A 14062-nucleotide genomic window follows, 5' to 3' on the forward strand; every position below is an offset into this window, starting at 1 on the left:
AGGTGACGAATGGCTGACCCCAAGGGCTTTCTGAAGGTCACCGAGCGCGAGCTGCCGAAGCGGCGGCCCGTCCCGGTCCGCATCATGGACTTCAAAGAGGTCTACGAGCAGGGCGACCCGGCTCAGTTGCGCCGGCAGGCCGGCCGCTGCATGGACTGCGGCATCCCGTTCTGCCACCAGGGATGCCCCCTCGGCAACCTCATCCCCGAGTGGAACGACCTCATGTACCGGGGCGAGGGTCGCGCGGCCGTCGAGCGCCTGCACGCGACGAACAACTTCCCCGAGTTCACGGGGCGGCTCTGCCCTGCGCCGTGCGAGTCGGCCTGCGTGCTCGGCATCAATCAGCCGGCCGTCACGATCAAGCAGGTCGAGGTCTCGATCATCGACCAGGCCTTCGGCAGCGGCTGGGTTCAGCCGCAGCCTCCCGGGCGCCTGACCGGCAAGACGGTCGCCGTCGTCGGCTCGGGGCCGGCGGGGCTCGCCGCCGCGCAGCAACTCACCCGCGCCGGTCACACGGTCGCGGTGTTCGAGCGCGACGACCGCATCGGCGGCCTCCTGCGCTACGGCATCCCCGACTTCAAGATGGAGAAGAAGCACCTCGAGCAGCGCCTCGCGCAGATGACGGCCGAGGGCACGCGCTTCCGCGCCGGGATGAACATCGGCGTCGACATCACCTGGGATCAGCTGCGCGAGCGCTACGACGCGGTCGTGGTCGCGACCGGCGCGATGGTGCCGCGCGACCTGCCGATCCCCGGGCGCGACCTGCCGGGCGTGCACTTCGCGATGGAGTACCTCGTGCAGTCGAACCGCCATGTCGCCGGCGACGAGGTCTTCGACCAGATCTCGGCCGAGGGCAAGCACGTCGTCGTCCTGGGCGGCGGCGACACGGGCGCCGATTGCATCGGCACCGCGCACCGCCAGGGCGCTCTCTCGGTGACGAACCTCGCCATCGGCAAGCAGCCGGGCCAGGCGCGCCCCGACCACCAGCCGTGGCCGATGCACCCGACCGTCTTCGAGGTGCAGAGCGCTCACGAGGAGGGCGGTCACCGCGAGTACCTCGTCTCGACGGTCGAGTTCGTCGCGAACGACTCGGGCGAGCTCCGGGCCATCCGGGTCGCCGAGACCGAGTACCTCGACGGCCGACGCGTGCCGAAGGCCGGCACCGAGCGCGAGATCCCCGCCGATCTCGTGCTGCTGGCGCTCGGCTTCACCGGCCCCGAGAGCCGCGAGCTCGACGAGCAGCTCGAGCTGACCGTCACCGATCGGGGCAACCTCGACCGCGATGCGGCGTACGCGACGGCGCAGCCGGGCGTGTTCGTCGCCGGCGACGCCGGCCGCGGGCAGTCGCTCATCGTCTGGGCGATCGCCGAGGGCCGTGCTGCGGCCGCCGCCGTCGACCGATACCTTGAAGGCGAGACCTCGCTGCCGAGCCCGATCCCGGCGAACGCGCGCGCGTTCGCCGTCTGAACCCGGCGCGCCGTCGGCGCGTCTCCGTACCAACACCAGCGCTTCGGCGCGGAACACCGGGAGCACAATCACATGAGACGAGCGAAGATCGTCGCCACCCTCGGGCCGGCGACGTCGAGCTACGAGCAGATCCGGGCGATCATCGATGCCGGCGTCGACGTCGCACGCATGAACCTCAGCCACGGCACCTACGACGTCCACGAGGGCGTCTACCAGAATGTGCGCAAGGCTGCGAGCGACTCGGGTCGCGCGGTCGCCGTGCTCGTCGACCTGCAGGGGCCGAAGATCCGCCTCGGCAAGTTCGCCGACGGCCCGCACGAGCTCGCCGAGGGCGACATCTTCAAGATCACCACCGAGGACATCCTCGGCACGAAGGAGATCGTCGGCACGACGTTCAAGGGCCTGCCGCAGGATGTTAAGGCGGGCGACTTCCTCCTGATCGACGACGGCAAGGTGCGCGTCGAGGTCGTCGAGACCGACGGCACGGTCGTCACGACGCGCGTCGTCGTCGCGGGCCCGGTGTCGAACAACAAGGGCATCAACCTGCCCGGCGTCGCGGTCAACGTGCCTGCGCTCTCCGAGAAGGACGAGGCCGACCTCCGCTGGGGCCTCGAGCTCGGGGCCGACCTCATCGCACTGTCGTTCGTGCGCAACGCCGCCGACATCACGCGCGTGCACGAGATCATGGACGAGGTCGGCCGCCGCGTGCCGGTCGTCGCCAAGGTCGAGAAGCCGCAGGCCGTCGATGCGCTCGAGGAGATCACCGAGGCGTTCGACGCCGTCATGGTCGCCCGTGGCGACCTCGGCGTCGAACTGCCGCTGGAGGCCGTGCCGATCGTGCAGAAGCGCGCGGTCGAGATCGCGCGCCGGCTCGCGAAGCCCGTCATCGTCGCCACGCAGATGCTCGAGTCGATGATCCACAGCCCGGTGCCGACGCGCGCCGAGACCTCCGATGTCGCGAACGCCGTGCTCGACGGCGCCGACGCCGTCATGCTCTCGGGCGAGACGAGCGTGGGCGAGTACCCGGTCATCACGGTGCAGACCATGGCGCGCATCGTCGAGTCGACCGAGCGGCACGGCCTCGACCGCATCGCCCCGCTCGGCACGAAGCCGCGCACCCAGTCGGGCGCGATCACCGCGGCCGCCGTCGAGGTCGCCGACTTCGTCGAGGCGAAGTACCTCTGCGTCTTCACCGAGTCGGGCGAGACGGTGCGTCGCATGACGCGCCTCCGCTCGAAGATCCCCATCCTCGCCTTCACGCCCGACCCCGCGATCCGTCGCCGCATGGCGCTCAACTGGGGCGTCGAGTCGTTCGTCGTCTCGCGCGTCACGCACACCGACCAGATGGTCGGCCAGGTCGACGAGGCGCTCGCGAAGACCGGCAAGGCCGTCAATGGCGAGAAGGTCGTCATCATCTCGGGTTCCCCTCCCGGAATCCCCGGCACCACGAACGACGTGCGCGTGCACGTCGTCGGCGAGGTGCTCTAGCCGCATCCGCGAAGGAGCCGGTCCGCGAGGGCCGGCTCCTTCGTCGTCTCCGGGGCGTGATCCGGTCGCGGCCCGCGGATGCCCCCGTGCCCGGGCGGTGGCAGAATGCGACGGTGGTCGTGAGATTCGAGTGCCGTACGCTCCTCGACACCGATGCGCCCGCCGCGTTCGACCGTTCGCTCGACATCGACGAGCATCTGGCTTCGATGGCGCACTCGCACGAGCGGGCCGTCGCCGGCGTGACCGCTGGAGTCATCGGGCTCGGTGACGAGGTCACGTGGCGCGCCCGGCACTTCGGCGTGACTTGGCGCATGACCAGCCGGATCACCGCCCTCGACCGCTCCAAGGCCTTCGTCGACGAGCAGGTGCGCGGCCCGTTCCGCTCGTTCCGCCACGAGCACCGCTTCGAGGCGGTGGGGGCCGGTCGCACCCTGATGATCGACGAGGTCGTGTTCGAGGCGCCGTTCGGGCCCATCGGGCGCCTCGCCGAACTCGTGCTCGGCCCGTACCTGCGGCGGCTCATCGAACGCCGCAACGCGTACCTCGCCGCCAGAGTCGACGAGTGACGTGCGGTCGTCGTCGTTCAGGTGCCGGTGGAGGGGGTCGAACCCTCACGCCCTTTCGGGCAAAGCATTTTGAGTGCTCCGCGTCTGCCATTCCGCCACACCGGCCAGAGGCCTCGCCCAGAATACCGTAGGCTTTCCTCCGTGACAGACACCGAATCAACTCAGCCGGCAGCTCCGCGCCGCGTGGTCGTGGCGGAGGATGAGTCGCTCATCCGCCTCGACATCGTCGAGATCCTGCGCGACAACGGCTTCGAGGTCGTCGGCGAGGCGGGTGACGGCGAGACCGCCGTCGCGCTCGCGACCGAGCTCCGACCCGATCTCGTCATCATGGACGTCAAGATGCCCCAACTCGACGGCATCTCCGCCGCCGAGCGGCTCTCGAAGGGCCACATCGCACCGGTCGTGCTCCTCACGGCGTTCAGCCAGAAGGAGCTCGTCGAGCGAGCCAGCGAGGCGGGGGCGCTCGCCTACGTCGTGAAGCCGTTCACGCCGAACGACCTCCTGCCCGCGATCGAGATCGCCCTGGCCCGCCACGCGCAGATCATCGCGCTCGAGGCCGAGGTCGGCGACCTCGTCGAGCGCTTCGAGACCCGCAAGCTCGTCGACCGGGCGAAGGGCCTCCTCAACGAGAAGATGGGCCTTTCCGAGCCCGAGGCGTTCCGGTGGATCCAGAAGGCGTCGATGGATCGACGCCTCACCATGAAAGACGTCTCCCAGGCGATCATCGAACAGCTCGCCGCCAAGAAGTAGGGCGTTCAGCCCCGAACGACGGATGCCTCGACGACACGTGTCGTCGAGGCATCCGTCGTTCGCATTCGCGCGCGTCGCACGCGTCGGGGAGTGTCGGCGGCCGCTTGTAGTCTTGTCTGGTGTCGGACGCAGATAAGCCCACCCTCCTCGTCGTCGATGGCCACTCGCTGGCCTTCCGAGCCTTCTACGCCCTCCCGGTCGACAGTTTCACCACGCGTGACGGACAGCACACGAACGCCATCCACGGCTTCCTGTCGATGCTGCTCCTGCTGCTGCAGAACGAGAAGCCGACCCACCTCGCGGTGGCGTTCGACATCTCGCGGCACTCGTTCCGCACCCGCGAGTACCCCGAGTACAAGGGCACCCGCGGCGAGACCCCGGTCGAGTTCAAGGGCCAGGTGCCGCTCCTGCAAGACGCGCTGAAGGCGATGGGCGTGCGCACCCTCGAGAAAGAGGACTTCGAGGCTGACGACATCCTCGCGACGCTCGCCGCACGCGGCCGCGCCGAGGGCTACCGGGTGCTCCTCGTCTCGGGTGACCGCGACACGATCCAGCTCGTGAACGACGACGTCACGCTGCTGTACCCGAACACGCAGGGCGTCTCCCAGCTGAAGCGCTATGACACCGAGGCCGTGCTCGAGCGCTACGGCGTGCGCCCCGAGCAGTACCCCGACATCGCGGCGCTGGTGGGCGAGACGAGCGACAACCTCATCGGCATCTCGAAGGTCGGCGAGAAGACCGCGGTCAAGTGGCTCGGCCTCTACGGCGACCTCGACGGCATCCTCGAGCACGCAGACGAGATCAAGGGGGTCGTCGGGCAGAACCTGCGCGACCAGAAGGAGAACGCGATCCGCAACCGCCGGCTCAACCGGCTGGTCCCCGACGTCGAGCTCGAGGTCGCGATCGACGAACTCGAGGCGAAGCCGATCGACATCGAGGCGGTGCGCCCCGTGTTCGAGCGGCTCGAGTTCCGCACCCTGTTCGAGCGGCTCCGCAAGCTCGCCGCGGGCGAGACGAACGGCAACGGCAACGGCGGTGCGAACGCTGCGGCGGCCGCACCCGTGGCGGAGCAGGCGGCGCCGCCGATCCCGACGCCGAGGCTCCTGCTCGACGAAGAGCTCGAGGCGTGGCTCGCCAAGGCGGTCGTGGCCGAACCCGCCGGCTTGGGCCTGAGCCTCGAGGTGGTCGACGGCCACGTGATCGGCGCGGGCATCGCCACCGCCGCCGAGACGGTGCGCCTGCCGTGGCAGGCCGGCCGCTCCGACTACGCGCCCTTCGAGGCCTGGCTCGCGAGCGACGCGCCGAAGATCATGACCGATGCGAAGCCGCAGCTCGAAGCACTCGAGCGATCGGGTCTCGCCGTCGACGGCATCGTGCTCGACACGCTCGTCGCCGGCTGGCTCGCGCGCCCGATCCTCGCCGAGAAGACGCTCGCCGACCTCGTCGAGCGCTACCTCGGTGAGACCGTGCCCCAGGCGGATCCTTCGCAGCTCGTGCCCGAGGAGGGCACCGACGCAGGCGCGCCCGAGTACGCCTGGTTCACGCTGCGGGTCGCCCCGGTGGTGCTCCGCGCGCTGCCCGAGCCCACCCGCACGCTCCTCGCCGAGGTCGAGATGCCGCTCGTGCCGGTGCTCGCCGCGATGCAGCTGCGTGGCGTCGCGGTCGATCACGCCGAACTCGCCGCGCTCTCGAGCGAGCTCGGCGATCGTGCGGCCGGGCTCGCGCAGCTCGCCTTCGCCGAGATCGGCCGCGAGGTGAACCTCGGCTCGCCGAAGCAGCTCCAAGAGGTGCTCTTCGACCAGCTCGCGATGCCGAAGACGCGGGCCACGAAGACCGGGTACACGACCGACGCGAACGCGCTCGCCGATCTGCAGGAGTCGAACCCGCACCCGTTCCTCGGCTACCTGCTCGAGCATCGCGATGCGACCAAGCTGCGTCAGATCGTCGAGTCGCTCGACAAGTCGATTGCCGCAGACGGCCGGATCCACACGACGTACGGCCAGATCGGGGCCGCCACCGGCCGCATGTCGTCGAACGACCCGAACCTGCAGAACATCCCGATCCGCACCGAAGACGGCCGTCGCATCCGCAAGGCGTTCCGCCACGGGGCCGAGTTCACCGAGCTGCTCACCGCCGACTACTCGCAGATCGAGATGCGCATCATGGCGCACCTCTCGGGCGACCCGGGCCTCATCGAGGCGTTCAACGCCGGCGAAGACCTGCACCGGTTCGTCGGTGCGCGGGTGTTCTCGGTCGACCCCGCCGACGTCACTCCGCTCATGCGCACCAAGGTCAAGGCGATGTCGTACGGACTCGCGTACGGCCTCAGCGCCTTCGGCCTCTCGAAGCAGCTGCGCATCGACCGTTCCGAGGCGACCCAGTTGATGAAGGAGTACTTCGAGCGGTTCGGTGCCGTGCGCGACTACCTGCGCGGCGTCGTCGAGCAGGCGAAGATCGACGGCTACACCGAGACGATCTTCGGGCGCCGCCGTCCGTTCCCCGACCTCAACAGCCCCAACCGGGTGCACCGCGAGAACGCCGAGCGCGCAGCGCTCAACTCGCCGATCCAGGGCTCGGCCGCCGACATCATGAAGATCGCGATGGTGAGCGTCGAGCGTGCGATCGCCGAGCAGGGGCTCGCGAGCCGCATGCTCATGACCGTGCACGACGAGCTCATCTTCGAGGTCGCCGGGGGTGAGAGCGACGCGCTCGAGGCGCTCGTGCGCGAGAAGATGGCCAACGCCGCCGAGCTCCTGGTGCCGCTCGAGGTGCAGGTCGGCCGTGGGGCGAACTGGGAGGACGCCGGGCACTGATCGAGGGATCCTCGATGTCGACAGCGGCGCGTCGGCTGTCCTAGGTTCGAGGGATGGCATCGAGTGAGCGCACCCCGACCGACGTCGACGACATCGCCGAAGGCTGGGTCGACACCCTCGTCGATCTCGACCCGAGCATCGGCACCTACATCGGCCGCACGAGTCACGACGACCGGCTCGCCGACTACTCACCGGCCGGGCACGAGCGGCGTGTCGTCGCGATCCGCGAGACCGCCGCGGCGCTGAGGTCCGCGACGCCCGTCGATGACGTCGACCGGATCACGGTCGCCGATCTGGGCTCCGACCTCGAACTCGACCTCGAGCGGTACGCCGCGGGCCTGCACCTGCGCGACCTCAATGTCATCGCGAGCCCGGCGCAGGAGATCCGCGACGTGTTCGATCTCATGCCGACCGCCGACGTCGACGACTGGTCTCGTATCGCCCGCCGGCTCGGCGCCGTTCCGGGAGCGCTCGACGGGTACATCGAGACCCTCCGCGCCGGTGTCGCGGCCGGCACCGTTCCCGCCGCCAGGCAGGTTCGCGAGGTCGCCGCCCAGGCGCGGCGCATCGCGAAGGCCGATGGATTCTTCGCGACCTTCGCGGCCGGCGCGACGGCGGGGGAGTCCGAGCTCCCGGGCGCGCTCCGGCGCGACCTCGAGTCGGGTGCCGGTGAGGCGAGCGAGGCCTATGGTCGGCTCGCCGAGTTCCTCGAGTCCGAACTCGCTCCCGTCGCGGGCGAGGCCGATGCGGTCGGCCGCGAGATCTACGCGCTCGAGTCCCGCCGTTTCCTCGGTGCCGTGATCGACCTCGACGAGACCTACGAGTGGGGCATCGAGGAGCTCGCGCGCATGGTCGCGGAACAGGAGGCCATCGCCGACGAGATCAAGCGCGGGGCATCCGTGGCCGAGGCCATCGCGTTCCTCGACGGCGACGCCGGCCGGAAGCTGCACGGCACCGACGCGCTCCAGCGCTGGATGCAGGAGACGAGCGACCGCGCCGTCGCCGAGCTCGCGGGGACGCAGTTCGACATCCCCGACGAGATCCGCGCGCTCGAGTGCATGATCGCCCCGACTCAGGAGGGCGGCATCTACTACACCGGCCCGAGCGACGACTTCTCGCGCCCCGGACGCATGTGGTGGTCGGTGCCCGAGGGCGTGACCGAGTTCGACACCTGGCGCGAACTCACGACGGTCTACCACGAGGGTGTTCCCGGGCACCACCTGCAGATCGGGCAGGCGGTCGTGAACCGCGGCCGGCTCAACACATGGCGCAGGCAGCTCGCCGGAACCTCCGGCCACGCGGAGGGCTGGGCGCTCTACGCCGAGCGGCTGATGGAGGGCCTCGGCTATCTCGACGACCCGGCCGACCGCCTCGGCATGCTCGACGGCCAGCGCATGCGCGCCGCGCGTGTCGTGCTCGACATCGGCGTGCACCTCGGCAAGCCGCGCCCCGACGGGCAGGGCACGTGGACGGGGGAGTTCGCCCACGAGTTCCTCTCGCAGAACGTGAACATGAACGAGGGGTTCGTGCGCTTCGAGGTGAACCGCTACCTCGGCTGGCCGGGTCAGGCGCCCTCGTACAAGGTCGGTCAGCGCATCTGGGAGCAGCTTCGCGACGAGGTCGCGCGTCGCGAGGGCGCGTCGTTCGACATCCGCGAGTTCCACCGGAACGCGCTCGGGCTCGGCGGCGTCGGGCTCGACACGCTGCGCTCGGCGCTCCTCGCCTGAGCGACGGCCTCGGGCTGCGCACCGCCCGGTTGCCGCGGGCCATCCGAATCCGTTAGGATCGAACGTCACTCTTGTGACATCCCTGTCCGCATGCCCATCGCGGAAACAACATCACGCTCTCCCGCGCGATGGGCTCGATATTGTCCTTTACGGAGCATTCACTACATGACAACCGCAACGACCAAGGCACCCAAGCAGGTCGCCATCAACGACATCGGATCTGCTGAAGACTTCCTTGCCGCGGTCGAAAAGACTCTGAAGTTCTTCAACGACGGCGACCTCATCGAGGGCACCGTCGTGAAGATCGACCGCGACGAGGTCCTCCTCGACGTCGGCTACAAGACCGAGGGCGTCATCCCCTCGCGCGAGCTTTCGATCAAGCACGACGTCGACCCCAGCGAGGTCGTCGGCGTCGGCGACACCGTCGAGGCCCTCGTTCTCCAGAAGGAGGACAAGGAAGGCCGTCTCATCCTGTCGAAGAAGCGTGCTCAGTACGAGCGCGCATGGGGCGACGTGGAGAAGATCAAGGAAGCCGATGGCGTCGTGACCGGTTCGGTCATCGAGGTCGTCAAGGGCGGCCTGATCGTCGACATCGGCCTCCGTGGCTTCCTCCCGGCGTCGCTCATCGAGCTCCGCCGCGTGCGCGACCTCACGCCGTACCTCGGCCAGGAGATCGAGGCGAAGATCCTCGAGCTCGACAAGAACCGCAACAACGTCGTGCTCTCGCGCCGTGCGCTCCTCGAGCAGACGCAGTCCGAGTCGCGTTCGACGTTCCTCGCGAACCTCCACCCGGGCCAGATCCGCAAGGGCGTCATCTCGTCGATCGTCAACTTCGGTGCGTTCGTCGACCTCGGCGGCGTCGACGGTCTCGTCCACGTCTCCGAGCTCTCGTGGAAGCACATCGAGCACGCCAGCGAGGTCGTCGAGGTCGGCCAGGAGGTCACCGTCGAGGTGCTCTCCGTCGAGCTCGACCGCGAGCGCGTCTCGCTGTCGCTCAAGGCGACGCAGGAGGACCCGTGGCAGGTCTTCGCCCGTACCCACGCGATCGGTCAGGTCGCCCCGGGTAAGGTCACGAAGCTCGTTCCGTTCGGTGCGTTCGTTCGCGTCGCCGACGGCATCGAGGGACTCGTCCACATCTCGGAGCTGTCGGGCAAGCACGTCGAGCTCGCCGAGCAGGTCGTGTCGGTCGGCGAAGAGGTCTTCGTCAAGGTCATCGACATCGACCTCGAGCGTCGCCGCATCTCGCTCTCGCTGAAGCAGGCGAACGAGGGCGTCGACCCCGAGGGCACCGAGTTCGACCCGGCGCTCTACGGCATGCTCACGGAGTACGACGAGCAGGGCAACTACAAGTACCCTGAGGGCTTCGACCCCGAGACCAACGAGTGGCGCGAGGGCTTCGAGGCCCAGCGCGAGAAGTGGGAGCAGGACTACGCTGCCGCTCAGGCTCGCTGGGAGGCGCACAAGAAGCAGGTTGCTGCTTCGCTCGCCGCCCAGGCTGCCGACGACTCGTTCTCGGCCGGCGGTGCCTCGTACTCGAGCGAGTCCGGCGCGGCCGGCACTCTCGCCGACGACGCGTCGCTCGCGGCGCTGCGCGAGAAGCTCTCGAGCAACAACTGATCGCGTTTCGCGAGACGGAAGGCCGGTCCCCTCGGGGGCCGGCCTTCCGGCGTTGGTGGGCCGCGCCTCATCGCACGGTGGTGAGTGCGCCGCCGTTCAGGGGGCGGGCAGCGGATGCTCCGCGCTCCGCGCCCGACGTGTGCGGCGACGGCGGCGGACGACGAGGATCAGGGCGATCGCGAGGAGCACGATTCCGAGGATCACGAGCACCGGTGCGAGGATCGCGGCGAACGCGAGGGTGAAGCTCCCGGCGTCTTCGACCGCGCTCGCGATGGGGGCGCCGACGCCGGCCGTCGCGGTGTTGATGACCGGTCTGGCCGCAGCCTTCGCGAGGTGCACGAGGAGCGCGAGGCCGACGCCGACGGCGATCGGCACCCACTGCGACGACGCGAAGAAGGTCTCGGGGTCGGTGACGGCGACCGTCTCGGAGCCGATGCCCGAGCTGAACGCGAGACCGCCCGCCGTCGGGCGCACGACGGTCTGCACGAGGTCGTTGACGGAGTCGAGGCCCGGGATCTTGTCGGCGACGAACTCGACGACGAGCAGCACCACGAGGATGAGCAGCACCCATTCGTTCGCGAGCCATGCCCAGGCTGCCGGCAACTCGACGAGCCCGGTGAACCGGTCGAGCGCCCCGAGGATCACCAGGGGGATCCACGCGTTGAGACCGGCGGCGAGGGCGAGCCCCGTCCCGGTGAGCAGTTCGAGCATGCCGCCTCCTCATCGAACGAGTCGAGTGTCGCACGATTAGAGTGGTCTCGTGTATCTGATCGGCCTCACAGGCGGCATCGCCTCAGGAAAGTCCACCGTCGCGCGGCGCCTCTACGAGCACGGCGCCGTGCACCTCGATGCGGATGAGCTCGCGCGTCGCGTCGTCGAGCCCGGCACCCCCGGGTTGGCCGCGATCATCGCCGAGTTCGGCGAGGGCGTGCTGCGCGCCGACGGCTCGCTCGACCGGGCGAAGCTCGGAGAGCTCGTCTTCGACGACGACGAGGCCCGCGCCCGGCTGAACGCCATCGTGCACCCGGCCGTGCGCGAGCTGTCGGGTCGACTCATCGCGAAGGCCGAGGCCGAGAACCCCGATGCGGTGGTCGTGTACGACGTCCCGCTCCTCGTCGAGGCATCCGTCGACCACCCCTTCGACCTCGTGGTCGTGACCAACGCGCCTCGCAAGACGCAGGTGAAGCGCCTCGTCGAGGAACGCGGCCTCGATCTCAACCAGGCCGTGGCCCGCGTCGATGCGCAGGTCGACAACACCCGTCGCCTCGCGATCGCCGACGTCGTGATCGACACCGACGGCACCCTCGCGCACACGATGAGCCAGACCGACGCACTGTGGGCCGACATCGCTGCGCGGCGCGCGGCTCGCGCCTAGCCGCCGCGCCGCGGAATCCGCCGAGCACGGGGGAGCGCTGCCGGCCACGATGTCGGTGGTCGAACCTAGACTTGAAGGATGCAGGCCACGCGTTCAGTTCGTCCGTTCGAGGTCGTCAGCGAGTACCGTCCGAGCGGTGATCAGCCGCAGGCGATCGCCGAGCTCGCGGGTCGCATCAACGCCGGCGAGACCGACGTAGTGCTGCTCGGCGCGACCGGCACCGGCAAGTCGGCGACGACCGCATGGCTCATCGAGCAGGTGCAGCGGCCGACGCTGGTGCTCGCGCACAACAAGACCCTCGCGGCCCAGCTCGCCACCGAGTTCCGGGAGCTGCTGCCGAACAACGCCGTCGAGTACTTCGTGTCGTACTACGACTACTACCAGCCCGAGGCCTACGTGCCGCAGACCGACACCTTCATCGAGAAGGACTCGTCGATCAACGCCGAGGTCGAGCGGCTGCGGCACTCGACGACGAACTCGCTGCTCAGTCGCCGCGATGTCGTCGTGGTCTCTACGGTGTCGTGCATCTACGGCCTCGGCACCCCCGAAGAGTACCTCGGCGCGATGATGCCGTTGCAGGTCGGGCAGCGCGTCGATCGCGACTGGCTGATCCGCAAGTTCGTCTCGATGCAGTACCAGCGCAACGACGTCGATTTCTCCCGAGGCAACTTCCGGGTGCGGGGCGACACGATCGAGATCATCCCGATCTACGAGGAGCTCGCCATCCGCATCGAGATGTTCGGCGACGAGATCGAGGCGCTCTACAGCCTGCATCCGCTCACCGGGCAGGTCGTTGCGAAGCTCGACGCGGTGCCCGTGTTCCCCGGCTCGCACTACGTCGCGTCCACCGAGGTCATGCAGCGGGCGATCGGCACGATCCGCACCGAACTCGACGAGCGGCTCGCCGAGCTCGAGCGCGAGGGCAAGCTGCTCGAGGCGCAGCGCCTGCGCATGCGCACCACCTTCGACCTCGAGATGATGGAGCAGATCGGCTTCTGCTCGGGCATCGAGAACTACTCGCGGCACATCGACGGGCGCGAACCCGGTGAGGCGCCGCACTGCCTGCTCGACTACTTCGCCGACGACTTCCTCGTGGTGATCGACGAGTCGCACGTGACCGTTCCGCAGATCGGCGCGATGTACGAGGGCGACTCCTCGCGCAAGCGCACGCTCGTCGAACACGGCTTCCGGCTGCCGAGTGCGCTCGACAACCGCCCGTTGAAGTGGAACGAGTTCAAGAACCGCGTCGGGCAGACCGTCTATCTCTCGGCGACGCCCGGCCGGTACGAGATGGGCGTCGCCGACGGCGTCGTCGAGCAGATCATCCGCCCGACCGGTCTCGTCGACCCCCAGATCGTGGTCAAGCCCTCGAAGGGGCAGATCGACGATCTCCTCGAAGAGATCCGCAAGCGCGCCGAGCGCGACGAGCGCGTGCTCGTCACCACACTCACGAAGAAGATGGCCGAAGAGCTGACCGACTTCCTCACCGAGGCCGGGGTCCGAGTCCGCTACCTGCACTCCGACGTCGACACGCTGCGCCGCGTCGAGCTGCTCACCGAGCTGCGCGCGGGCGTCTACGACGTGCTCGTCGGCATCAACCTGCTGCGAGAGGGCCTCGACCTGCCCGAGGTCTCGCTCGTGGCGATCCTCGACGCCGACAAAGAGGGATTCCTCCGCTCGGCGACCTCGCTCATCCAGACGATCGGCCGCGCGGCGCGCAACGTCTCTGGCGAGGTGCACATGTACGCCGACGTGCTCACCGACTCGATGAACCAGGCCATCGACGAGACCACGAGGCGACGCGAGATGCAGCTCGAGTACAACCGGGTGAACGGCATCGACCCGCAGCCGTTGCGCAAGCGCATCGCCGACATCACCGAGGTGCTCGCGCGTGAAGAGGCCGACACCGCGGCGCTGCTCGCCGGTCGCGACGGCCGCAAGAAGTCGCCGGTGCCGAACCTTCGCCGTGAGGGCATCGCCGCAGAGGGTGCGAACGATCTCGAAGAACTCATCCGCGATCTCAACGAGCAGATGCTCGAGGCCGCCGGCGAACTCAAGTTCGAGCTGGCGGCGAGACTTCGCGACGAAGTGTCCGAACTCAAGCGAGAGCTGCGGCAGATGGAGAAGGCGGGGCATCTCGGCTGAGCCTCGACGACGGGTGGCGACGCGCCTTCGGCAGCGGCCGTCCGCCACGATCGAACATATGTTCGCTCAGAGCGCGTGCACCCCGGCGGTGCGTGTCGGTGGTCCTCTTTAGAC

General features: G+C 69.0%; 10 protein-coding genes and 1 tRNA gene. 9 read left to right on the forward strand and 2 right to left on the reverse strand.

Going from position 1 to position 14062, the window contains the following annotated elements:
• The first annotated feature begins 9 nt into the window (after positions 1–9).
• The 3 genes from GQQ93_RS10525 (at position 10) to GQQ93_RS10535 (ending at position 3521) form a co-directional block, all read left to right on the forward strand.
• Positions 10–1467 carry a glutamate synthase subunit beta gene (locus GQQ93_RS10525; RefSeq protein ID WP_157424171.1) on the forward strand — a complete coding sequence of 486 codons (1458 nt, stop codon included), beginning with the start codon at positions 10–12 and terminating at the stop codon, positions 1465–1467.
• Positions 1468–1539: 72 nt separating this feature from the next.
• A complete protein-coding gene (gene pyk / locus GQQ93_RS10530) occupies positions 1540–2955 on the forward strand; it encodes a pyruvate kinase (RefSeq protein ID WP_157424172.1) in 1416 nt (471 codons plus the stop codon).
• A 113-nt stretch (positions 2956–3068) separates the two neighbouring features.
• Positions 3069–3521, forward strand: coding sequence for an SRPBCC family protein (locus GQQ93_RS10535; protein ID WP_212277311.1), 453 nt, complete (start codon positions 3069–3071; stop codon positions 3519–3521).
• 22 nt (positions 3522–3543) lie between these two features.
• On the opposite strand, the gene GQQ93_RS10540 is transcribed toward GQQ93_RS10535, so the two are convergent.
• Positions 3544–3626 (reverse strand) — tRNA-Leu (locus tag GQQ93_RS10540).
• A 36-nt stretch (positions 3627–3662) separates the two neighbouring features.
• On the opposite strand from GQQ93_RS10540, the gene GQQ93_RS10545 reads away from it, so the two are divergent.
• From GQQ93_RS10545 to rpsA, 4 genes are all read left to right on the forward strand, one after another.
• Positions 3663–4271, forward strand: a complete 609-nt coding sequence (locus GQQ93_RS10545) for an ANTAR domain-containing response regulator (protein WP_022888030.1) — start codon at positions 3663–3665, stop codon at positions 4269–4271.
• 119 nt (positions 4272–4390) lie between these two features.
• Complete coding sequence (gene polA / locus GQQ93_RS10550) at positions 4391–7084, forward strand: DNA polymerase I (RefSeq protein ID WP_157424173.1); 2694 nt, start codon at positions 4391–4393, stop codon at positions 7082–7084.
• 53 nt (positions 7085–7137) lie between these two features.
• On the forward strand, positions 7138–8811 hold the full coding sequence (locus GQQ93_RS10555; protein WP_157424174.1) for a DUF885 domain-containing protein: 1674 nt from the start codon (positions 7138–7140) through the stop codon (positions 8809–8811).
• Between the two features lie 165 nt (positions 8812–8976).
• Complete coding sequence (rpsA, locus tag GQQ93_RS10560; RefSeq protein ID WP_157424175.1) at positions 8977–10428, forward strand: 30S ribosomal protein S1; 1452 nt, start codon at positions 8977–8979, stop codon at positions 10426–10428.
• A gap of 96 nt (positions 10429–10524) precedes the next feature.
• Here the strand turns inward: rpsA and GQQ93_RS10565 are convergent, their stop codons facing one another.
• A complete protein-coding gene (locus GQQ93_RS10565; RefSeq protein WP_157424176.1) occupies positions 10525–11139 on the reverse strand; it encodes a DUF4126 domain-containing protein in 615 nt (204 codons plus the stop codon).
• Positions 11140–11188: 49 nt separating this feature from the next.
• Between GQQ93_RS10565 and coaE the strand changes: the two genes are divergently transcribed.
• Positions 11189–11803 (forward strand): dephospho-CoA kinase, encoded by a 615-nt coding sequence (coaE, locus tag GQQ93_RS10570; protein ID WP_157424177.1) that lies wholly within the window; start codon positions 11189–11191, stop codon positions 11801–11803.
• 78 nt (positions 11804–11881) lie between these two features.
• Positions 11882–13948 carry an excinuclease ABC subunit UvrB gene (gene uvrB, locus GQQ93_RS10575; RefSeq protein ID WP_157424178.1) on the forward strand — a complete coding sequence of 689 codons (2067 nt, stop codon included), beginning with the start codon at positions 11882–11884 and terminating at the stop codon, positions 13946–13948.
• Positions 13949–14062 lie beyond the last annotated feature (114 nt).

The organism is Agromyces lapidis, from assembly GCF_009749405.1.
GTDB lineage: Bacteria > Actinomycetota > Actinomycetes > Actinomycetales > Microbacteriaceae > Agromyces > Agromyces lapidis.

Excerpts from the sequence above, each read along its gene's own strand:
- GQQ93_RS10525 (WP_157424171.1), top strand. The coding sequence starts at position 10 with ATGGCTGACCCCAAGGGCTTTCTGAAGGTCACCGAGCGCGAGCTGCCG.
- pyk (WP_157424172.1), top strand. The coding sequence starts at position 1,540 with ATGAGACGAGCGAAGATCGTCGCCACCCTCGGGCCGGCGACGTCGAGC.
- GQQ93_RS10555 (WP_157424174.1), top strand. The coding sequence starts at position 7,138 with ATGGCATCGAGTGAGCGCACCCCGACCGACGTCGACGACATCGCCGAA.
- rpsA (WP_157424175.1), top strand. The coding sequence starts at position 8,977 with ATGACAACCGCAACGACCAAGGCACCCAAGCAGGTCGCCATCAACGAC.
- GQQ93_RS10565 (WP_157424176.1), bottom strand. The coding sequence starts at position 11,139 with ATGCTCGAACTGCTCACCGGGACGGGGCTCGCCCTCGCCGCCGGTCTC.
- uvrB (WP_157424178.1), top strand. The coding sequence starts at position 11,882 with ATGCAGGCCACGCGTTCAGTTCGTCCGTTCGAGGTCGTCAGCGAGTAC.